Genomic DNA, 20,262 nt, shown 5'->3' with positions numbered 1-20,262 from the left:
TGCAACAAAAGGACACTCAACTCGCTGGAGAAGAAAGGCTTAATCCACTGGCATACATCAAACCATTGGGTCTTAACGGAGTTCGGTTTTCATATCTATAACATGAGTAAACGGCGTTGCTTATAAAGCGTTAGCGCTAACATAAAGACTTATTCCGTATTTTGGTATTTGATAATATCGAGCACACTAACCTATTCAATAAAGGAGAGCATTCTTTAAACATCATTTTATTCCCTTCCATTTTGACTAACTCCCTCATCAACTCTTTTTCTTATTTAAGCACCAAAACAACAGTTGATCGATTATGCCGATCGATAACCGTTTATTGATAGATATGATCGATATTATCGATCGTATTTTAATTATTGATAGGTAAAACAGATCAATTAAGTTAAACTATCTCACGCTAAATTATCTTTATGTCAGTGATATTAAGGTGATTGAGTCAAATCTTTCATGCCTTCCACTGATATAACGCGATTCAACCATACTTAATGTGATATTGATTAAAAGGAAATCAATCATGAAAAAAGCGTTTATTGTTCCCGCCCTAATGGGGTGCATTTCATTACCGGCATTCGCTAACACAGATGACAGTAAAACGGGGCTTTATGTTACGGGTAAAATGGGCGCATCCATTATGCAGATGTCAGGTCAGCAATTTGTCTACAGCGGCTATGCTGATGCGGGTGATAATGGTACCAAAAATGGAGATAGCCATCGTACGGGGGTATTTGGCGGTGGGCTTGCGTTGGGTTATGACTTTTCCAATCAGTTTGATATCCCTGTTCGCGCTGAATTGGAATTTATGGCGCGTGATAAAGTGAGTTCAACCTACAATATCCGTGACCGTGTGCGCAATGGCGTACATCAAACTCGTGATATTAAAAACCAAATCAAACTCAATACGTTAATGGTCAATGGGTATTACGACATTAAAAATAGCTCAAATTTCACGCCGTATATCTCTGTCGGGCTAGGCTATGCGGCCGTGGATTTTAAAACCACCCGCGCTGATGCTTATACCCCAGGACTCTCTTTGCATGATACTCACACGCATACCGCCAATAACTTTGCCTGGAGTGTTGGTGCGGGGGTGAACTATGCCCTCAATGACGATTGGGATATGGGTCTGAGTTATCGCTATTTAGATGCTGGAAAAGCCGACATCACGACAGCGGTGGGCGATGGTGAAAACACCTCGAAAATCAAAGTGAAGGCCAACGATATCATGCTTGGTTTGACTTACCGATTCTAATCTCTGGCATTCAGCCTTATAGATTACCCTCAACTTACCTAGCCAACATGCTTTTTGATGTTGGCTATTTTACATCCTAAAAAAGGTGGTTACATGAACTCATCTTATTTTATTAAATACCTGCTAATTGCTTTCGTCATTAGCGCAATTGTCGTTGTTTATAATTGGATTTCGCCTACCGGTCATATCTACGGTGTTTGGGCAGGGATTAAGTTTTTCGTTGTCATGGGCTTAGGAACAGGGCTGGGCATGTTTATCGGTAATGCTATACGACTCGCGATTATGCCAGATTACATCACAACACGCGAAGGTGCGATAGGGCTGATACAAGCCAAGCTCTTTTGGGCTATCGGCCCTCAAGTCATTGGCTGGTTTGTCGGGCTAATCCCTGTGTACTCTTTCTTTTATGGCTGAATATCCAATGAAAAATCGCAACCTATTTCGTTTATATCTGCTTCTTTTAAGCTTATTCCTGATAACCAGTTGTTCAGAGTCGCCCAAAGAGGTTTTTATGCATCAATGTGTTAACAACAGTAATGCCTTTAATAAACAGGAGTGTGAATGCGCATTCACTCTTCTGACTAAAAAATTTCCCGAAGATAAACTGGCCCAATTTATGACGTCGAAAATCAATACAGCCCAATCATTAACCGAAGAACAACGTCAATATCTCGGTTATTCCGCCAAAGCGCTTCAATATTGTTCCCGACATCGCAGAGGTTAAATGAAAATGAAAAAAATACTATTTGCCTGTGTTCTCATGAGTGGCTCGCTAAGTGCATTCGCTATCCCCAATTATTGGTCAGCAACCTATGCACAAGGCTATATGGAGTACGGTATTAGTAATGATAAACATCTCAGTGTCATTATTGCCTGTAATGTTGCTGCCGATGACGAAGCCGATAATGGTGTTTATGTTTATCACGGAGAAGCCCTTATTGATACCCACGATATCGCCTTTATCATTGACGATGAAGCTTATTACATTCCCGAGGAAACCAAAACACGTAGTGAAGGCAATATGTGGGACAGTTTCACGCGAGCCATCATGAAGGCTGACCAATTTGAGGTTTATGTTGATGATAAGCCGATTGGGAAATTTCAACCAAATGAAAAAATAGGCTAAAAATCTTTACCAACTTTCAGTGTGATCCGCTGCATTATCGAGGTATTTCTCACTAACCTCCATTTTATTTTCGCTATCGGCTCAATCTTAATGAGCCGATCCAACCTTTATCAGAAGGACGTCGCATGAAAAATATCTGTGTATTTTTATTTCCTATTTCATTCTTATTAACAGGTTGTGACAATGCAATACAACAGGTTAAAGATATGTCGCCCTCAGGTTTTAGTCAGTATACGTATCAACAGCTCTTAGATTATCGTGGTGTGTGTCAATCCACTGCTTGGTCAACGGAGAATACGGTTCATCAACACGTCATTTATACCTGTGAACTCAAGAAAGGCAAAAGTTACTTCAATTACAGTGAAGAAGCACGACAGGCATTGTATACAAAAGCCTATGAGCAAGAGACTCAATTTTTACAACAGCAAGCACAGTCAATACGGGATAATGCCAATGATCGCCTTAATCAATTAAGCACCGACGTTAAGCAGTTAGAAAAGTTACAGCAATATTCTGGTAATCTATTTGCCATCAAATCCCTATCCCCCATAGAGCAAGCGGTATTACAAGACGCATTCTCCTCTTATTATCAACAGAATAAAAATAGGCCAGAAATACAAAAGGTCATCTCAACACTTCCAAATCGTCATATACCTCCCAATAGTACTATTCATAACCTGACAATAATCAATTTTGATCATTACCAACATTATCAAGAACTTTATTTGTATTTTCACCACCCTGAAGTAAAAACACGTATTCAGGAAATGCTTGATATGGCTAAATCCAGAATGTCATCACATTGTATTTCGGCGGAATTAGATAAGCAGAAAGCCATTTACAAAGATACCGTGAGGAATGATAAGGCGTTTCTAGAAACCAAAAAAGCACAATACCTTCAACGAGAAAAAGAGGATTGTAAACGCTCCAGTGAGCGCTATATCCGATTTGACCCAAACCATTTAAAAACCTGTGAAAGTCGAATTAGCTTCCCTGAATATCAATATGTTGATAGTGAATCAGCAAACCGTTATCAGCAAGATATTGAAACACTGAGAAATAATGCAACAATACATTGTGAAAAACCGATTAGAGAAGAGTGGCAAGCATTAGATAACACGTTAACAACGATGAGCGATGCAATGCTGAGTATCAAAAATTCAGTGGTCCAACAAGAAATTACCGAACTCACACAAAAAATGCAGGAATACCAAGAGAAACTCAACAGCCTAGCGCCAGAGGAACAGAATAAAATCATCGATACTCAAGCTAAGTTAGCGGCTGAAAATACCGTAAAACATTACCTTCAACAGTATCCCGATAAAGGCATTGAAAAAATTGTCTGGGAATACAACAAAGGTACTAATAGCTACTTTTTAAAAGAGAAGCAATTGATTGAAGAAACAAAAGACGGTGAGGTTATCAGTATACAGTCTCTGGATATGAGTCAACTCATAGCTGGTTCATTGCGTAATATTGATAATGTAGATGATTACATGGCAATGGACGACCCGTTCCGCCTTCCACCGATCTCTGCCCAATAATAAAGTAGGATAACTTGATAGCCAAGAGCACTTCGTATCAAGTTATCCTTGTGAGCGAAGCACTTAAAATAGCGCATAACGTCCAATACAAACCAAAATAGTAGTAAGGAAACCAAAATAAAATGGCATACTGGATGGCATACTCATAAAGCCCAAAAGCAAAAACGCCATGCTAATCAATAGCATGGCGTTATAATGTGGCGGAACGGACGGGACTCGAACCCGCGACCCCCTGCGTGACAGGCAGGTATTCTAACCAACTGAACTACCGCTCCGAACATTCCCCTTGGGAACGCGATGCATATTACGAATACTTTCAATAACAGTCAATACTTTTTCTTGAAAAAACGTGCATTTGAACAGTTTTTAGCCTTAAAAGCGAATAACTGCTAATGAACCGTCTCCCCTTCCTCAGGCGATTGACGCCAGAGACAAGGCTTACCACCTTTTTTATCGACGATATCTAGCCGCTTTTCATGTTCAATCAGCTCTTCATCCGTCGCATAAAGTACCCTTAACCCACTGACAGGACGGTCTATCCGTTGTACTTCTTCAACATAACTTTCGTTTGAAGTATCTGCTTCCATTGAAAAAGCCAAAGACGTCTGTCCACCAGTCATCGCTAAATAGACATCAGCCAGTATCTCGGCATCGAGCAAAGCCCCATGGAGAGTTCGTTTCGTATTATCAATCAAATAGCGATCACACAACGCATCCAAGTTATTCCGTTTACCGGGAAATATTTGCCGAGCCATCACTAAACTATCCGTTATTTGGCAAAAATCGGCCGTTGGCGGTATATCTTTATTCAATTTGCTAAATTCGTAATCCATGAAGCCAATATCAAAGGGGGCGTTATGGATAATCAGCTCTGCTCCACGAATAAACTCAATAAACTCATCGGCAATATCAGCGAACACGGGTTTATCTTGTAAAAACTCATCACTGATACCATGAACCTCAAAAGCTTCAGGGTCCACGAGACGATCAGGTTTTATATAGACGTGAAAATTGCGCCCCGTCAGCCTACGATTGATAACCTCGACGGCTCCAATTTCAATAATGTTATGGCCTTCATAATGAACGCCCAGTTTGTTCATACCTGTGGTTTCAGTATCGAGGACAATTTGTCTGGTTATCGCCGTGCTCATAATGGATTTTTGTGTCAAACTAGAGATTGATGAATAAGGTAGAGTTTAACAGAAATGACAAAGCAGGTAGAAATTTTCACTGATGGTTCCTGTCTGGGTAATCCAGGTCCAGGTGGTTATGGCATTCTTCTTCGTTACCAACAGCATGAAAAGACACTCAATGAAGGTTTTTTTATGACAACCAATAACCGTATGGAGCTACTTGCTGCTATTGTTGCCCTTGAATCGTTAAAACGACCATGTGATATTATTTTAACCACCGATAGCCAATATGTTCGCCAAGGGATCACACAATGGATCCACAATTGGAAGCGTCGTCATTGGCGTAAAGCAGATAAGTCTCCGGTAGTGAATGTTGACCTCTGGAAACGCTTAGATGCGGCTATCGCTCGCCATAAAATTGATTGGCGTTGGGTAAAAGGCCATGCAGGCCATCCGGAAAATGAAAAATGTGATGAACTCGCACGCCAAGCGGCTGAATCACCAACAAAAGAAGATACAGGTTACCAACCTACACAAGATTAAACGGGTTCAATCCCAACTTGCCTACATTTGCCCACACAGTGTAGGCCTTAATTCATATCGCGTGTTTATCGCTGAAATTTATAATTTTTTGGTGCTATCAGAAATACGCTTTGTTGCCCCCAGTGCAGTGCCTATTTTAACTTTCGGTTGTTTAAATTTGAGCAATGTCGGAGTTAGAGGGTAAGTTCGCTTTCTCGCAACAATCACATTTAAAGTACCTACCCCTTTTATGCGCTGATTTAACCAATTTTCAGGGCCATGCCATGGAAACACCTGACAATTGCGATGGTAAAGTACTTCATAATTCAATACACTAAGCCAATCAAATACCCTTAACGTAGGAAAAAGACGGCTACAATAAGGTTGCTGTTTACGAAGGAACGGCACCATTTTACCGATCCCTAATAAGCTAAATGGGTTAAAGCCAGAAATAATTAGCCAGCCATCATCAACGAGCACACGGTCAACTTCACGCAATACCCAATGGGGGTCATGGCTATATGCCAACATGTGTGAAATTAGGCATGCGTCGATTGATTTGGCCGTAAAGGGAAGCGCTTGTGGTTCAGCGATAACTTGAAAACGAGGGTCACCATTCCCCAAACAAAACTGATGCGATACCATACACTCTTCGGTATCGACCTCAGTACTGAGGTGCCCAAGCTTAAGCAAATGAAAGCCAAATATTTTTGGCCACCAAGGGCGAAGCTGATATTGCAACGCTTGGCGATAGTGTTCCCCAAAAGGAATATCAGACCAACTCACAGGCATCTGGAACTTTTTTTCAATACGCGCTGGCTTCATCAAATTCCCCTTAATCAAAATAGAGAGGTCATTATGGAGTTAATACGAGTCCCTGCTTTAAATGATAACTATATTTGGATTCTGTCTGATAATAACCAACAGTGTATCATTGTTGACCCCGCGGAGTCAGAGCCAGTCCTCGAAATATTGGCGCAAAAAAAGCTTACCCCAACGGCTATCTTACTGACCCATCATCACAATGACCATACTGGTGGTGTAAAAGGTATTCTGAAAAACTTCAGTAACCTACCTGTTTTTGGGCCTCAAGAGACTCAAGTTAAAGGAGCAACACAAATCGTTGAGCAAGGTGATAGTGTCAAAATTAACGATTTTAATTTTGATGTTATTGGCTTACCTGGACATACCCTTGGTCATATTGCTTTTTATCAAGCCCCTTATCTATTTTGTGGCGATACCCTGTTTTCTGCTGGGTGTGGAAGGATATTTGAGGGTACACCGGAGCAAATGTATCAATCCATTCAGAAAATTGCTGCTCTCCCTGATGACACATTAATTTGTTGTGCCCATGAATATACTCAATCTAATTTGAAATTCGCTCACCATATTTGGCCTGAAAACACGCAAATTAGCCAATATCAAGAAGAGGTTGCCGCTAAGCGAAACAAAAATCAACCAACTGTACCTACCACACTAAAAACAGAACGAAAAGTGAATATTTTTTTACAGTGTGATAATGCACAATTGCAAAGAAAATTAAATATAAATCAAGCTAACCCACCACTTAGAGCTGTTTTTACCGTTCTACGTCAATTAAAAGATCATTATTAACGTTTAATTATTGTCTTCTTTGTGTCGGATAAGTATTATTGTTCGACTTTTACACATACAACAAAGAACCAAGACACAATGAAGACAATAGCGACTATTATCGCCATTGTTCTGCTGGCCGGATGCCAATCTTCGCCTCAACAAACCAAGCAGAACAGGTCTTCAGCAAACCACACTATAGAAACCGTTGCTCCACATAATCAGGCAGCAAGCAGACAAATCTCAACGGTAGATAACGACCTTTGGGGTTATATCAGTGATGAGCTGAAGATGGATATACCTGATAATGCTATCATCAGGGAACAGGCAAGTAATTACTATACAAAACAAAGTTTTCTCTACGACGTCACATTAAGGGCCGAACCTTATATGTACTGGATCGTGGACGAAATCGATAATCGTAACTTACCCATGGAATTGGCCCTGATTCCAATCATAGAAAGTTCATTCAATCCAAAAGCAACCTCACCTGCACAGGCGGCAGGATTGTGGCAAATTGTTCCTATCACCGCACGCTCTTATGGCTTAAAACAAGATCAATGGGTCGATGAGCGCCGTGACTTAGTCACATCGACTAAGGCTGCTTTTGATTTGCTCGAAAATTTAAATATCATGTTTGGACATGATTGGGAATTAACCTTAGCCGCTTATAACTGCGGTGAAGGCTGTGTACTGAATGCGATTAAGAAGAATGAAGAAGCTGGGTTGCCAACTGATTTCTGGTCGTTATCTTTACCTAAAGAAACAAAACAATATGTGCCTAAAATATTAGCACTTAGCCAAATATTAAGAGCACCTGAAAAATATCAAATTAAATTACCGCGTAGTAACCGAAATAGAGCGTTAACTCAAGTCGATGTTGGGCAGCAAATTACATTAACCCAAGCTGCCGAGCTAACAGGTATTTCGGAAGAGTCGCTGAAAATTTATAATTCTGGCTATAAGCGTGGTGTAACATCACCTAATGGCCCACATTATATTATGTTACCGACAGCAAAAGCGGAGCAATTAAAAGTATCACTTTCTGACCAAGCTGTTTTAGATAATATCCGTCTCGCTGTGGCTAAAAATCAGCATCAGAGATCAACCCAACCCGCCAATAATTTCACTTATAAAGTGGCTAAAGGGGAATCGGTTGCAAGTATTGCCAAAAAATTCAATACGACAAGTAAAGAGATAAAACGGCTTAATGGAATGAAAACGGCCACTATCTATCCGGGCCAAACCCTTAAGATAAAAGGTTCAGCCCCTACTGCCAATAGTCGTAAAACCAAAACTTATAGAGTGAAGAAAGGTGACTCTTATTACAGCATAGCCAAAAGGCATGGGATCAAACTCAATGATTTAATGAGTTGGAATTCAGGTGTCAAAATGGCAGATCTAAAACCTGGTGTCACATTGAACCTCTACTTATAAAATAAGTCTCTGTCATGTACCTACCGATTAATCGGTAGGTATTACTTATTTGGTATTAAAAATTAATTATGCTTATCAATATTGGTATCATATTCAATTACCGTTAATCTTTTCTCTATTTTGTTAAAAAAACCTCTTCAAATTATTTTGCATATCGTTTTTAAGTTAAAATCATCGTTATTTTTTGTAAACAAACGAAAAGTATCTCTAATTGGATATAAAACTCCTTTAAAACTGCGCTTAATTGATATAAATAGCACTATAAGTCCTTTATCCTGCTTTATTTTTGAAAAAAAACCGCGGTCAGGTGGTGACTTATGTAATAAAAGTGCTATATTATTAGCACAGCGAAAACTGTTAGCGCTGCTAGCCCGTATTTGAATATTACTGATATAATTATTGATAATTCTAAAAATTACACCTACTTTGTTACAAAGTATATATAACCTAATGCGTTGATTAGTAAATGCTTATGTTAATAACCAAGGTGTTTTATTTAGTTTGTACTAGATTATTTAGATATAGAAATACACATAGCAAAGGTTAGTCTCGCCTGCGGAGGTGATTATGGATGAATATTCACCCAAAAATTATGATATATCTGAGTTAAAATACTTGTGTAACAGTTTGAATCGAGAAGCAATGTTAAGCTTACAGAAAACTAATACACACTGGGTCAATGATTTAAGTTCACCACAAAGTGCTAGACTTAATGAACTCATTGAACATATTGCAGCCTTCGTGTGGCAATTTAAGATAAAATATCCCAAAGAGAATCTCGTTATATCATTAGTTGAAGAGTATCTTGATGAGACTTATGATTTATTCGGAAGCCCTGTAATAACTCTAAGTGAAATTATTGACTGGCAGAGCATGAATCAAAATCTAGTTTCCGTACTTGATGATGATTTAAAGTGCCCTGCAAGCAAAACATAAAGATATTATTCGTCGCTATATAAACTATAACATAGCATGTTATAAAGCTTTTTTAATTATCAATAAAAGAAAGGGTATTATGACCAAAACTGATTATCTGATGCGTTTAAGAAAATGCACAACCATCGATACACTTGAGCGTGTTATTGAGAAAAATAAGTATGAGCTTTCTGAAGATGAGTTAGAATTGTTCTATTCAGCTGCTGACCATCGCCTTGCAGAACTCACTATGAATAAACTTTATGACAAAATCCCTGCATCGGTTTGGAAATTTGTTAGGTAACTACTTATTAATATGCACAGATAATAACTGGTTATAGCCGATAATTCATTTTATCGGCTTAATGTGTATATTGTCTTTCATTCCATTATTATACATTGTAAACAATGTATCCATCGCGCTCGTATTTTATCCAATTAAGCTTTGGATATTCATAATTAGACAGCTTCTCAATAGCGCTACGCTTATTCATAAAGAATTTATAAAACCTTACAAATAATCGTCGCTTTATCTTATAAAAATAGCATTAAAATTAATAATACTCATTTCAAATTTACGATTTTGCTATTTTATCTGCCAATGAATATTAGCTTAAGTTATAAGATAAAAGAGGGGGGAAATAAACAGATAGGCTACTTAACTCATAATTGGGTGGGGGCCCTGCCAGCGACATCCCGGCACACACATCTCCTGCTGTGGCTGCTTCTTTCCAGACCTGACCAAATTAACAAGTTAGTGTTGCGGGAGAACCAACAGAGCCCCCATAGATTGCTTCCTAAAAAGCAGGAGGCATTATGCTTGATGACAACTAAAATAGCAAGAAAACTACTGCCAAGTGCTGATTTCTTGCACAAAATACGTAATTAATGATATTTATTAAAAAATAATCAACTGGTGGGTTCAATAACTAACCTAATTTCTTTGCTCGTATCATCACTAGTAGAGAGATTTTCTACTTTGGAAATCAGCAAGATATTACCATCAACAGATACTGTCGCTCTCATCGCAAGATGGGCATCTGGGCGTACTTCATTCTTTTGATAGCTTAATTCAAAAGGAAAAGGAGACTGTTTGCCTAAAGTCTCATAATATTTTTGTGATAAGATCAACGCAGGTAGTTCCGCGATTGAAATATCCGCTAAGGTTACTGTAATCACGGCATTCTGAGGCAATTTGACCTGCTGCGGAATGACAACTTGCCCTCTAATGACGTCAGTGTCTAAATGCTGCTTTGCATTATGGCTGTGATTGTTAACCTTCGTCTCTTTTACATTATTATTATTACCTTCACAACCGACCAAAAAAGCAGGCAGAACAAAGCCAATTATGCATAGGTGTAGTTTCATAATAAATGTCCAAAAAACAATTTGTTGTTAAGTATTTTTATACTAATCAGAGTGTGATTTTTACTGAAGGCGAATTGATTATAGCTAAAAAATACTCACCAACAAAATATTCTTTCAAAATGTAACAAACAACATCAAAATGTAATCAACTGTTGAACATAGCGGCCTAAACGGTAGTCATCGCCTATTTAAAATCATAGCCAGCCATGCTTTCTGCTATTGATATATAAAAGCAATAAGACAAAAACGCTCTACCTATTTTTATGTATTAATGGGAAAATACCCGCATCTGATAAATATTAATCAACTTTCAAGGTTGCTATGAGCCCAGAATTGCAAAATTTAATCAGCCTATTGGAGCTGGAAAAAATCGAAGAGGGTATTTATCGAGGTCAAAGTGAAGATCTTGGATTACCTCAAGTATTTGGGGGGCAAGTTGTTGGTCAAGCCATGTACGCAGCGGAACAGACTATCCCCGAAGGTCGCGTAATAAATTCATTCCATAGCTATTTCTTGCGTCCTGGTGATAGCCAACGCCCTATTGTCTATGATGTCGAAATATTAAGAGATGGTGGCAGCTTTAGTACACGACGCATCAGCGCAATACAACATGGCAAGCCTATCTTTTTTATGACGGCCTCTTTCCAAGCACAAGAAGAGGGGTTTAATCACCAGAACCTCATGCCAGATGTTCCTTTACCAGAGACACTGGCATCACAGGATGAAATCATTCAACGTTTGGCAACCCAATTGCCCGAGTCGGTCAAAAAGTATGCTTTGCGCCCAAATCCTTTTGAGTTTCGGCCTATTCAATTTTACAGCCCATTTAATAACCCACCGCAAGAGCCTTTTCGTTATATTTGGTTTAAAGCCAAAGGCCAATTGCCTGATATTCCCTCATTACACAACTACTTATTAGGCTATGCGTCTGACTATAATTTTTTACCTGCAACCCTACAGCCACATGGCCGTGGGTTTATGGAGAGAGATTTGCAAGTCGCAACAATCGATCACTCAATGTGGTATCACCGACCATTTAAAATTGATGATTGGTTACTCTATGCCATTGAAAGCCCTTCCGCTTCTGGAGGACGAGGCTTTGTTAAAGGGCAAATTTATGACCGACAAGGGGTCTTAGTGGCAACAGCGGTTCAAGAAGGGGTGATCCGTAAAAGAAGGCCTCGCTAAGTCAACTATAGCTAATTAGTGCGAGTACTCACTAACTATTTTGTGAGTTAAAAAACGCCCCCAGTAATGGGTTATCCAACTATTGGGGGTCATTCACTATTTTCGCTTTAGTTTGGGATATCGTGACCGCACTCATCTATCATTATGTTTATCAAGATATTGAGATGTAGGTGTTGAACAGCTTTAGTTTGATAAACTTCCTTGTATGTTAGTACCAACTCACTTTTTGGCTTCGATCAATTATAGGCACTCTCTCCATGATAAGTGATATCAAGCCCTTCTCGCTCCTGTTCAACATCAACACGTAAGCCTGTTGTCTTATCTGCGATTAAAAATGCAAGGTAGGCAACAATTGAGGTCCAAACAACACAAATAAGTATGCTAAACGCCTGAATGCCAACTTGTTTTATCATTGTTATACCTTCTGCATACCCCATCCCCCCGAGAGCCGCCGAAGTAAACACCCCCGTGAGTAAGCACCCAACCACCCCGCAAACACCATGAACACCAAAGACATCACAAACATCATCAACTTTTAACCAACGTTTTAAAACCACAACCCCCCATAACCCAGCAATACCTGAAAGTAGGCCGATAATTAATGCTCCTGCAACTCCAACCGTTCCTGCTGCGGGTGTAACACCAACCAACCCCGCTAAGCACCCTGAGCAGGCACCTAACAATGAGGGCTTATCCCTAAATATCCATTCAGCAAGTACCCATGAAAGTATTGCTCCGGATGCCGCTACCACCGTATTAATAAATGCCAAGGCCGCGACGGAATTCGCACTTCCCGCTGACCCCGCATTAAAACCAAACCAACCGATAAATAAGATTGCGGTACCCATAAACACCATCGGCAAATTGTGAGGCTTTATGACTTCTTTACCCAACCCTGTGCGCTTTCCAAGTAAGTAAGCACCAACAAGCCCAGCAACAGCGGCATTAATATGAACGACAGTGCCTCCAGCAAAGTCCAAAGCACCATCTTGGGCAAGGAGTCCTCCTCCCCACACCATATGAGCAATAGGCAAATAAGCAAAGGTTGTCCAAATGACAGTAAATATCAGTATTGCAGAAAATTTAACTCGTTCGCCTAACGCACCAACCACCAGCGCAACCGTCAAACAAGCGAAAGCACCTTGGAATGCGACATGAATAAATTGAGGGATGGTGGCAGATAAGCTGTCAATATTGATACCCTTGAGCATAAATTGGCTTAATCCCCCAAAAAAGCTATTGCCCTCACTAAATGAAATACTGTAACCATAGATGACCCAAATCACTGAAACAAGTGCAAAAATAACCATAGTTTGCGCCATCAGTGCGAGGACATTTTTGCTTCTCAGTAACCCGCCATAAAATAAAGCAATACCCGGAACGATCATGAATAGGACTAATGCAGTGCAAACCATCATAAATGCGTTATCCGCTTTATCGACACCGTCATCAGATGCAAACACTCTTGCAGGAAAACTTGCTATAAATAGCCAACACAAACGTTGAAACAGTTTACTCATCGCTACTCTCCTATAGTGCTTCATCTTGTTTCTCGCCAGTACGGATACGTATGGCTTGCTCAAGCTCTAATACAAATATTTTCCCATCACCTACTTGCCCTGTATTGGCTGCTTTTTCTATTGACTCAATAACGAGATCAGCAAATTCATCGGAAACAGCAATTTCTAGACGCACTTTTGGTAAGAAGTCGACGGTATATTCTGCACCACGATATAATTCAGAATGTCCTTTTTGCCGCCCAAAACCACGCACTTCAGTCATCGTAAGGCCTTGTATCCCTATATCTGAAAGAGCCTCTCTGACCTCATCTAACTTAAAAGGCTTAATAATTGCGATGATATATTTCATTTTCCCTCCGGATAATATGATCCCCTACCTATCCAGCTAAAGACGTACGACAACATCATCATTGGCTGCAACTACACTAACAGCAAATAGCATGCCAAAATTAATTATGCTTATAATTCAAATAGTCATCGCAAAAGAAAAGGCCACTCATCCGAGTGGCCTTTTGACGATGCGTTAAAAATGTGCAAACAGGCTAATTCAATAACGCTTCAGGCTCCATATCATCATGCAAATTCAACGATTCACCGACCTGTTGAAGCTGATACATTTGATAATAACGCCCTTTTTGTTGCAGTAGCTGTGTATGACTACCTTTTTCAACAATTGCACCACGATGAAGCACAACAACCTGATCGGCATCGACAATTGTGGATAATCGGTGTGCGATAACCACGAGTGTAGTCGTTTGGCGGATTATACGCAGTGCTTTTTGAATAGCCTGTTCTGTACCTGAATCGATATTGGCTGTCGCCTCATCCAGAATTAATATTTTGGGTGTTGCAACTAAGACCCGAGCCATCGCGAGTAGTTGCCTTTGCCCGACAGAAAGCGTATTCCCCTGTTCTCCTAGTAGCGAATCTAATCCTTCTGGCAGTGATCGGACATGCTCAGCTAACTGTACAACATCGAGAACCTGCCAAACTTTTTCTTGGGTTATCTCACGCCCTAACGCGACATTATCAAAGAAAGATGCCGCTAGAACGACAGGATCCTGTTGCACCATCGCGATCCCATTACGTAAAACTTGATGTGAAAGTGTGTGTAAGGAACGTCCATCAAGTAGGATCTCCCCTTGCTGCCAAGGGTAATAGCCCATAATCAGGTTTGCGATGGTACTTTTCCCACTTCCCGTGTGACCAACTAAAGCAACAAAGCTATTTTCAGGAATATGAAGATTGATATCCGTTAACACTTTTTTGTCATCACGATACGCAAAAGATAACCCCTGAATATCAATAGCACCACTTTGTAATGGCTGTATATTATTGCCATAAGCTTGTTTCGGACTATCCATTAATTCAAACACTCGCTCACCTGAAACGACCGCTTGTTGCAACATAGATTGTTGAGAGGTCAATTCGATGAGAGGCTCATTTAAACGTCCAAGATAGTTGATAAAAGCATATAAAACCCCAACACCAATTGTGCTCGTACCATCAAATCCAAACAATAACAGTAACCCACAAAGCACCGATGCCGAGATCAAGCTAAGCAGAGGTCGAAGTAATAACCCATCCAGTTTTAATGCCTTCATGCGTGCAAGGTAGTGATCTTGACTAGCCTCTAACATTTTCTCGCCAAACCGAGCTTGTTGGCGAAATTGCTGGATCACTGTCATGCCATTGATTACTTCATTAAAGCCATTATTTATTTCAGCAAGATAAGAACGAACGCGGCGCACAATCGGAGTACTTAGCCGTTGATACACGAGCATCACCACCATCACGGCTGGAAAAATCATGACTGCCACTAAAGCCATGCGCCATTCAAGGGTAAACATCGCGATAAGCATCGCACAAATTAGCGCTAAACTACGGAAGACTGTCGGCACAACCATCACAAATAGGTCTTTAATAACTTCGGTATCATTAGTAACACGGGAAATGATTTGACCTACAGGTTGTTTATCAAACGCACTTAATGGTTGTCTTAATGCTGAGTTCATTACGTCGGTACGTAAAGCCTGAACCACGCCAACAGCCGCTTTGTTAAATAAGATCGTTTGATAATAATGTAAGAGTGCAGCAGCAATCTGTAATAACACAAAACCAACCGCTAAATATAAGGTTAACGGCATGATGATCTGTTTCTTAGCCACCATGTTGTCAATAAAATAACTAATCAGCAAAGGCCCACTGACTTCAGCCGCAGCAGCGACCCATAGCATAACAATGGCAACCGACATTGTACCGCGGTGAACTTTGCCATAGCTAAGTAAGCGTTTTAACGCTGGCCACAATGGTTTTTTCTGACTCATAAATCACCATCCAAAGTGGCTTCGATTTGTTGATAATGGTACATATCTTTATACCATCCAGGTTGGACTGATAACGTTGAGTGAATACCTTCCGCCGCAATGCTTCCTTGGGATAACACGAGAATATTATCAGCGTCGACTAACGCAGATAGGCGGTGTGCACTAATGATTAATGTTTTACCCTCTCGCCAGCGACTTAAATTTTGTAAAATAGTAAATTCAGTCTGCCCATCCACCGCCGATAACGCATCATCTAAAATTAAAATTTCGGCATTTTGCAAAATAGCGCGCGCAATAGAAATTCGCTGTTTTTGCCCACCAGACAACATTACGCCACGCTCACCCACTTGGGTTTGGTAGCCTTCAGGTAACCTCAAAATATCATCATGTACGCAAGCAATACGCGCAGCTTCCTCAATCTGCTCTACTGTGGCTTGTGGGTTGCCTAATGCGATATTCCCTGCAATCGTATCAGAGAATAAAAAAGGTGATTGGTTAACAACGGCTAAACGACCTCGCCACTCATCTAACCGAATCTCAGGTAACGGTTTCCCCTGATAAGAAATCGCGCCTTCAGTAACATCGAATTGGCGTTGGATCAGCGTAATAAGTGTTGATTTCCCTGAACCTGTCGGGCCACATAGTCCTAAAAATTGCCCCGGTTTGAGGTCAAATTGAATGTCGTGGAGTGCGACTCTATCTGTTTCAGGGTAGCTAAACGTTTTAATTCTCGCGCTCAATGCCCCTTTTTCAGCACCCAGTGATTGATGCCCATCTTCAATATCGAGCGGCTCATCAAGTAAACTTCGGATACGACTATAAGCAGCACTACCACGCTCTACGATATTAAACATCCATGCCAATGCCAGCATAGGCCAAATCATTAGCCCCAAGTACATCACAAAGCTAGTCAGTTCACCGAGCGTCAATGTTCCTTGTAATACCATCCAACTGCCACCGCCAATAGCAAGCAAGTTAGCCATACCGATAGCAATAAAAATGGTTGGGTCAAAGCGTGCATCAACTCTGGCAACATGCATATTACGCCGCCCTGCTTCTGTCGCAACCTGCTCAAATTGGTTTGATTGGTGAGCTTCAAGACCAAAAGCTTTAATCATGCGAATACTGGTTAAACTCTCTTGAGCATGATTATTTAGGGATGAAAATGCGCCTTGGGCATGTTTGAAACGATGATGTAATTGGTCGCCATAGCGTTTAATAACTAGTGCCATAATTGGCATAGGAATTAATGCTAATAACGTTAACTGCCAACTGATCTCCACGCTCATCATGATCAATACCGCACATCCCATGACTAAGGAATCAACAAACGTCAGTACCCCTTCCCCCGCTGCAAAAACAACGCGGTCAACATCATTGGTTGTACGCGCTATTAAATCCCCCGTTCGATAGCGTAGATAGAAAGACTGATTTTGTAGGCTTAATTGGCGATAGAATTTTTGTCGCAATTGTACGGCTAACTTATAGGATGCTCCGAATAACCAAATCCGCCACACATAGCGCAGCCCATACACAACGACAGCGATAAATAACATCAAGGCGACATAAGATACTAGCTGGCTCGTAGCCATCGTCTGGTTGCTAATACCATCAACAACAACGCCCACAAGCCGTGGAGGAACAAGCTGTAAAATAGCAATAATAATGAGAAAGCAAACCGCGCCAACATAGCGCCGCCATTCACTAAGAAAATACCAGCTTAATTGTGAAAATAATCGCACTGAGTTACTGCCTTGAATAAGATTTAATATTTGCCATTATGTGGCATCCTAACGATGCAAAACAATTGAGAAAAGCAGAACTAACAACACTAATCAGGAATAGGTAGCGCTGTCGTATACTTGATTTTTTCCATTGCAAAACTAGAGGTTACATCAATCAGGCCATGAACGCCATTAACCAGTTTCTTATAAAATAGATCGTAGGATTTCATATCTTTGACTTCGACTTGCATCAGATAATCATACTCTCCTGCCATACGGTAAAACATAAGGACTTCAGGGAGTTGGCTAACAAAAGAGACAAATTGTTCATACCACTCGCTGTTATGGTGTTGCGTTTTGATCATAACAATAACCGTTAGACCGAGACCTAATTTTTCCCCATCAAGCAAGGTCACTCGGTGGCGAATGTACCCTTCATCCTCCAAGCGTTTCAACCTTTTCCAACAAGGAGTCGACGTCAAGTTAACGGCCTCTGCAAGTGCATTTAAAGATAGACTACTGTCATTTTGCAACAAGCGAAGCAACTTTTTATCTATCTTATCTAACATAGGTATTCTCTTTTTATTTATAAAAAAATATCACTGTCGACTTTATATAATAGAATGATTTTACCTAAATAGATTTACGACAGCATAAATAATTCATCAATAACCACAAAAAGACAAAAATTTCCCTGTTCATCACACGCTAGCATCATTACCATGACCCATCAGTTAAGTATTTATATTTTTGAGTAGGAGAAGTGTTTATGAAACGTGCTGTTGTTGTCTTCAGTGGTGGTCAAGACTCGACGACTTGTCTCATTCAAGCTTTAAAAATGTATGATGAAGTCCATTGTGTCACCTTTGATTATGGACAACGTCATCGGCTTGAAATTGAAGTGGCTCAAAAGCTAAGCCATTCACTGGGTGCAGCCGCGCATAAAATCCTTGATGTAAACCTACTCAATGAGTTAGCCGTAAGCAGTTTGACCCGCGACAATATCCCTGTACCCGACTATAACGAAAGTGCAACTAATGGGCTACCTAGCACTTTTGTTCCGGGTAGAAACATTCTCTTTTTAACGCTTGCAGCCATCTACGCTTACCAAGTCCAAGCAGAGGCGGTTATCACAGGCGTATGTGAAACCGATTTTTCAGGCTACCCTGATTGCCGAGACGAATTTGTTAAAGCACTTAACCATGCCGTAAACCTTGGGCTAGCAAAAGATATCCGCTTTGAAACGCCTTTAATGTGGCTCGATAAAGCACAAACATGGGCACTTGCAGACTATTATGGGCATTTAGAAACCATACGTGAGCAAACGTTGACTTGTTATAATGGTATACAAGGTGACGGTTGTGGGGAGTGTGCTGCATGCCACCTTCGCAGTAAAGGCTTGGACTATTATTTAAGCCATAAAGAGTCGGTGTTAGCTTCTCTAAAAAAACTCGCTAATCTCGCTTAGTACTTTGCTTGCTAACCACACCGGAGAGTTAGCAACTTTCCGGTGTTAATGATTAAGCGGCAATAAAATCTTCAGTACTGCTTTTGGATAATAACTCAAGTTTTTCGCGCAGTTCCCCTTCAATCTTAATGGATTTATTCAGCGCTAAATCAATAAAGACAAAAGTCACCTTTGCATCTGATACCACTTCTCTCTTACCTTGCCTTTCGCGTGTTATTTGCTGATAGCACAACGCACTTTTAGTACCAATTTTTTCAATACGCGTCGTCACTGTTAGCTCATCGCCAAGTATGGCACCATGAAAATAGTTCACATTGATATTAACCGCCACCATGGCAAGCTGGCTTTTTAGTGCCCAGCCCAGAAAATTGTGCTCATCCATACAGGCCCATCTATCTGATTCATAAAACTCCAGATAACGTGCGTTGTTCACATGTTGGAAAACATCAATATGATAACCACGTACTTTAATTTGCGTTGCCATAACTACTCCGACCAGTTGCTATTCGTTACAAAAATATAACAAACAATCATGCTATTTGCTGAAATGTTCTATTTTCTTCGATGCTGATCGCGTTTTTTATGTACCAAGGCAAGTATTACAATAATAGGATCGTCTTAGATCACACTATAATATTGGTATTCACCACAAATAAGATTAAGTGCCCACAACAAGGTGGGCACACAGCTCACTATAGCGCTAGCTTGCCTCTGTTTTTCTCTAAAAATGCAGGCCCTATTCCACGTACTTCCAAAATATTTTCAAGAGTATTAAATGCGCCATATTTCTCCCTATACTCAACAATAGCTTTCGCTTTTTGTATGCCAATTCCATGAAGCTTTTTCGCTAACTCTTCGGCACTCGCTTGGTTGATGTTCACTTGATTTGTCTCTTTCAAATTCTCCGATGGTTTTTCCTCCTTAGGCTTTTTACTAACCACCGCTGCCACTGGCTTATCAGCTTCTGCTTTTTTTGCTAGCGCCGATTGTGAGCACATTAATATCGTCAGAATAACGGCAGCGCTGCCTAATGATTGCTTTATAAATTTCATCCATGTCATTGATGTTCTCCTGTTTAAATTGAGATGCCACAATGCCAAATTTATTATGCAAAAGCTTTTTTGTGATGATAGAAATGA

General features: G+C 40.3%; 22 protein-coding genes, 1 tRNA gene and 1 other RNA gene. 12 read left to right on the top strand and 12 right to left on the bottom strand.

Annotated elements, in window-relative coordinates:
• Nucleotides 1–523 precede the first annotated feature (523 nt).
• The 5 genes from I3B46_RS03730 to I3B46_RS03710 all read left to right on the top strand — a co-directional run bounded on the left by I3B46_RS03730 (nt 524) and on the right by I3B46_RS03710 (nt 3,928).
• A complete protein-coding gene (locus I3B46_RS03730; protein WP_004927112.1) occupies nt 524–1,258 on the top strand; it encodes an outer membrane protein in 735 nt (244 codons plus the stop codon).
• Between the two features lie 93 nt (nt 1,259–1,351).
• Entirely contained in the window at nt 1,352–1,672 is a 321-nt protein-coding gene (locus I3B46_RS03725) for a hypothetical protein (RefSeq protein ID WP_040132871.1), read from the top strand.
• Nucleotides 1,673–1,769: 97 nt separating this feature from the next.
• Nucleotides 1,770–1,982, top strand: coding sequence for a hypothetical protein (locus tag I3B46_RS03720; RefSeq protein WP_230088463.1), 213 nt, complete (start codon nt 1,770–1,772; stop codon nt 1,980–1,982).
• 6 nt (nt 1,983–1,988) lie between these two features.
• Nucleotides 1,989–2,384, top strand: coding sequence for a hypothetical protein (locus tag I3B46_RS03715; protein WP_231405890.1), 396 nt, complete (start codon nt 1,989–1,991; stop codon nt 2,382–2,384).
• Nucleotides 2,385–2,509: 125 nt separating this feature from the next.
• The gene (locus I3B46_RS03710; protein WP_004927095.1) at nt 2,510–3,928 is read left to right on the top strand and encodes a hypothetical protein; all 1,419 of its coding nucleotides are present in this window, start codon (nt 2,510–2,512) and stop codon (nt 3,926–3,928) included.
• 198 nt (nt 3,929–4,126) lie between these two features.
• Here I3B46_RS03710 and I3B46_RS03705 read toward each other — a convergent pair.
• Together I3B46_RS03705 and dnaQ are read right to left on the bottom strand one after the other, a co-directional pair.
• Nucleotides 4,127–4,203: transfer RNA gene (locus I3B46_RS03705), tRNA-Asp, on the bottom strand.
• Nucleotides 4,204–4,317: 114 nt separating this feature from the next.
• Nucleotides 4,318–5,079: a DNA polymerase III subunit epsilon gene (dnaQ, locus tag I3B46_RS03700; protein ID WP_004927092.1), complete on the bottom strand. Its 762-nt coding sequence runs from the start codon at nt 5,077–5,079 to the stop codon at nt 4,318–4,320.
• Nucleotides 5,080–5,133: 54 nt separating this feature from the next.
• Between dnaQ and rnhA the strand changes: the two genes are divergently transcribed.
• Nucleotides 5,134–5,604: a ribonuclease HI gene (rnhA, locus tag I3B46_RS03695; RefSeq protein ID WP_104872987.1), complete on the top strand. Its 471-nt coding sequence runs from the start codon at nt 5,134–5,136 to the stop codon at nt 5,602–5,604.
• Between the two features lie 78 nt (nt 5,605–5,682).
• Here rnhA and I3B46_RS03690 read toward each other — a convergent pair whose 3' ends face one another.
• Nucleotides 5,683–6,408: a class I SAM-dependent methyltransferase gene (locus I3B46_RS03690; RefSeq protein WP_053110025.1), complete on the bottom strand. Its 726-nt coding sequence runs from the start codon at nt 6,406–6,408 to the stop codon at nt 5,683–5,685.
• Between the two features lie 33 nt (nt 6,409–6,441).
• On the opposite strand from I3B46_RS03690, the gene gloB reads away from it, so the two are divergent.
• The 4 genes from gloB to I3B46_RS03670 all read left to right on the top strand — a co-directional run bounded on the left by gloB (nt 6,442) and on the right by I3B46_RS03670 (nt 9,832).
• Nucleotides 6,442–7,197: a hydroxyacylglutathione hydrolase gene (gene gloB, locus I3B46_RS03685; RefSeq protein ID WP_014656763.1), complete on the top strand. Its 756-nt coding sequence runs from the start codon at nt 6,442–6,444 to the stop codon at nt 7,195–7,197.
• Between the two features lie 78 nt (nt 7,198–7,275).
• Nucleotides 7,276–8,613: a murein transglycosylase D gene (gene mltD, locus I3B46_RS03680; protein WP_004927077.1), complete on the top strand. Its 1,338-nt coding sequence runs from the start codon at nt 7,276–7,278 to the stop codon at nt 8,611–8,613.
• A gap of 567 nt (nt 8,614–9,180) precedes the next feature.
• Entirely contained in the window at nt 9,181–9,549 is a 369-nt protein-coding gene (gene tomB / locus I3B46_RS03675; protein WP_004927067.1) for an Hha toxicity modulator TomB, read from the top strand.
• Nucleotides 9,550–9,628: 79 nt separating this feature from the next.
• Entirely contained in the window at nt 9,629–9,832 is a 204-nt protein-coding gene (locus I3B46_RS03670; protein WP_004927064.1) for an HHA domain-containing protein, read from the top strand.
• A gap of 376 nt (nt 9,833–10,208) precedes the next feature.
• Here the strand turns inward: I3B46_RS03670 and ffs are convergent.
• Together ffs and I3B46_RS03660 are read right to left on the bottom strand one after the other, a co-directional pair.
• Nucleotides 10,209–10,305, bottom strand: an RNA gene (gene ffs, locus I3B46_RS03665) — signal recognition particle sRNA small type.
• A 132-nt stretch (nt 10,306–10,437) separates the two neighbouring features.
• Nucleotides 10,438–10,896: a YbaY family lipoprotein gene (locus I3B46_RS03660; RefSeq protein ID WP_004927062.1), complete on the bottom strand. Its 459-nt coding sequence runs from the start codon at nt 10,894–10,896 to the stop codon at nt 10,438–10,440.
• A gap of 321 nt (nt 10,897–11,217) precedes the next feature.
• Between I3B46_RS03660 and tesB the strand changes: the two genes are divergently transcribed.
• Nucleotides 11,218–12,084: an acyl-CoA thioesterase II gene (tesB, locus tag I3B46_RS03655; protein ID WP_004927058.1), complete on the top strand. Its 867-nt coding sequence runs from the start codon at nt 11,218–11,220 to the stop codon at nt 12,082–12,084.
• A 236-nt stretch (nt 12,085–12,320) separates the two neighbouring features.
• On the opposite strand, the gene amtB is transcribed toward tesB, so the two are convergent.
• The 5 genes from amtB to I3B46_RS03630 all read right to left on the bottom strand — a co-directional run bounded on the left by amtB (nt 12,321) and on the right by I3B46_RS03630 (nt 18,224).
• Nucleotides 12,321–13,604, bottom strand: coding sequence for an ammonium transporter AmtB (gene amtB / locus I3B46_RS03650; protein ID WP_014656764.1), 1,284 nt, complete (start codon nt 13,602–13,604; stop codon nt 12,321–12,323).
• Nucleotides 13,605–13,614: 10 nt separating this feature from the next.
• Nucleotides 13,615–13,953 carry a P-II family nitrogen regulator gene (locus I3B46_RS03645; RefSeq protein ID WP_004927053.1) on the bottom strand — a complete coding sequence of 113 codons (339 nt, stop codon included), beginning with the start codon at nt 13,951–13,953 and terminating at the stop codon, nt 13,615–13,617.
• A 193-nt stretch (nt 13,954–14,146) separates the two neighbouring features.
• A complete protein-coding gene (locus I3B46_RS03640; RefSeq protein WP_004927051.1) occupies nt 14,147–15,931 on the bottom strand; it encodes a SmdB family multidrug efflux ABC transporter permease/ATP-binding protein in 1,785 nt (594 codons plus the stop codon).
• Nucleotides 15,928–17,673 carry a SmdA family multidrug ABC transporter permease/ATP-binding protein gene (locus I3B46_RS03635; protein ID WP_104872989.1) on the bottom strand — a complete coding sequence of 582 codons (1,746 nt, stop codon included), beginning with the start codon at nt 17,671–17,673 and terminating at the stop codon, nt 15,928–15,930. Before I3B46_RS03635 ends, I3B46_RS03640 begins: the two co-directional genes overlap by 4 nt.
• 89 nt (nt 17,674–17,762) lie before the next feature.
• Nucleotides 17,763–18,224: an Lrp/AsnC family transcriptional regulator gene (locus I3B46_RS03630; RefSeq protein ID WP_004927047.1), complete on the bottom strand. Its 462-nt coding sequence runs from the start codon at nt 18,222–18,224 to the stop codon at nt 17,763–17,765.
• A gap of 200 nt (nt 18,225–18,424) precedes the next feature.
• Here I3B46_RS03630 and queC point away from each other — a divergent pair, with 200 nt between their 5' ends.
• Nucleotides 18,425–19,123, top strand: a complete 699-nt coding sequence (gene queC / locus I3B46_RS03625) for a 7-cyano-7-deazaguanine synthase QueC (RefSeq protein ID WP_102780764.1) — start codon at nt 18,425–18,427, stop codon at nt 19,121–19,123.
• 52 nt (nt 19,124–19,175) lie between these two features.
• On the opposite strand, the gene I3B46_RS03620 is transcribed toward queC, so the two are convergent.
• Complete coding sequence (locus I3B46_RS03620; RefSeq protein WP_004927043.1) at nt 19,176–19,607, bottom strand: acyl-CoA thioesterase; 432 nt, start codon at nt 19,605–19,607, stop codon at nt 19,176–19,178.
• 208 nt (nt 19,608–19,815) lie between these two features.
• The gene (locus I3B46_RS03615) at nt 19,816–20,184 is read right to left on the bottom strand and encodes a ComEA family DNA-binding protein (protein WP_004927040.1); all 369 of its coding nucleotides are present in this window, start codon (nt 20,182–20,184) and stop codon (nt 19,816–19,818) included.
• Between the last annotated feature and the right edge of the window lie 78 nt (nt 20,185–20,262).

This window comes from Providencia sp. 2.29, assembly GCF_015832305.1.
GTDB classification, from domain to species: domain Bacteria; phylum Pseudomonadota; class Gammaproteobacteria; order Enterobacterales; family Enterobacteriaceae; genus Providencia; species Providencia stuartii.
This window is presented reverse-complemented; position numbering and strand designations above follow the sequence as displayed.

Excerpts from the sequence above, each read along its gene's own strand:
- dnaQ (WP_004927092.1), bottom strand. The coding sequence starts at position 5,079 with ATGAGCACGGCGATAACCAGACAAATTGTCCTCGATACTGAAACCACA.
- I3B46_RS03620 (WP_004927043.1), bottom strand. The coding sequence starts at position 19,607 with ATGGCAACGCAAATTAAAGTACGTGGTTATCATATTGATGTTTTCCAA.
- mltD (WP_004927077.1), top strand. The coding sequence starts at position 7,276 with ATGAAGACAATAGCGACTATTATCGCCATTGTTCTGCTGGCCGGATGC.
- I3B46_RS03730 (WP_004927112.1), top strand. The coding sequence starts at position 524 with ATGAAAAAAGCGTTTATTGTTCCCGCCCTAATGGGGTGCATTTCATTA.
- I3B46_RS03640 (WP_004927051.1), bottom strand. The coding sequence starts at position 15,931 with ATGAGTCAGAAAAAACCATTGTGGCCAGCGTTAAAACGCTTACTTAGC.
- queC (WP_102780764.1), top strand. The coding sequence starts at position 18,425 with ATGAAACGTGCTGTTGTTGTCTTCAGTGGTGGTCAAGACTCGACGACT.
- I3B46_RS03630 (WP_004927047.1), bottom strand. The coding sequence starts at position 18,224 with ATGTTAGATAAGATAGATAAAAAGTTGCTTCGCTTGTTGCAAAATGAC.
- I3B46_RS03710 (WP_004927095.1), top strand. The coding sequence starts at position 2,510 with ATGAAAAATATCTGTGTATTTTTATTTCCTATTTCATTCTTATTAACA.
- tomB (WP_004927067.1), top strand. The coding sequence starts at position 9,181 with ATGGATGAATATTCACCCAAAAATTATGATATATCTGAGTTAAAATAC.
- rnhA (WP_104872987.1), top strand. The coding sequence starts at position 5,134 with ATGACAAAGCAGGTAGAAATTTTCACTGATGGTTCCTGTCTGGGTAAT.
- I3B46_RS03645 (WP_004927053.1), bottom strand. The coding sequence starts at position 13,953 with ATGAAATATATCATCGCAATTATTAAGCCTTTTAAGTTAGATGAGGTC.
- I3B46_RS03715 (WP_231405890.1), top strand. The coding sequence starts at position 1,989 with ATGAAAAAAATACTATTTGCCTGTGTTCTCATGAGTGGCTCGCTAAGT.
- tesB (WP_004927058.1), top strand. The coding sequence starts at position 11,218 with ATGAGCCCAGAATTGCAAAATTTAATCAGCCTATTGGAGCTGGAAAAA.
- I3B46_RS03660 (WP_004927062.1), bottom strand. The coding sequence starts at position 10,896 with ATGAAACTACACCTATGCATAATTGGCTTTGTTCTGCCTGCTTTTTTG.
- gloB (WP_014656763.1), top strand. The coding sequence starts at position 6,442 with ATGGAGTTAATACGAGTCCCTGCTTTAAATGATAACTATATTTGGATT.
- I3B46_RS03615 (WP_004927040.1), bottom strand. The coding sequence starts at position 20,184 with ATGACATGGATGAAATTTATAAAGCAATCATTAGGCAGCGCTGCCGTT.
- I3B46_RS03690 (WP_053110025.1), bottom strand. The coding sequence starts at position 6,408 with ATGAAGCCAGCGCGTATTGAAAAAAAGTTCCAGATGCCTGTGAGTTGG.
- I3B46_RS03670 (WP_004927064.1), top strand. The coding sequence starts at position 9,629 with ATGACCAAAACTGATTATCTGATGCGTTTAAGAAAATGCACAACCATC.
- I3B46_RS03720 (WP_230088463.1), top strand. The coding sequence starts at position 1,770 with ATGCATCAATGTGTTAACAACAGTAATGCCTTTAATAAACAGGAGTGT.
- amtB (WP_014656764.1), bottom strand. The coding sequence starts at position 13,604 with ATGAGTAAACTGTTTCAACGTTTGTGTTGGCTATTTATAGCAAGTTTT.
- I3B46_RS03725 (WP_040132871.1), top strand. The coding sequence starts at position 1,352 with ATGAACTCATCTTATTTTATTAAATACCTGCTAATTGCTTTCGTCATT.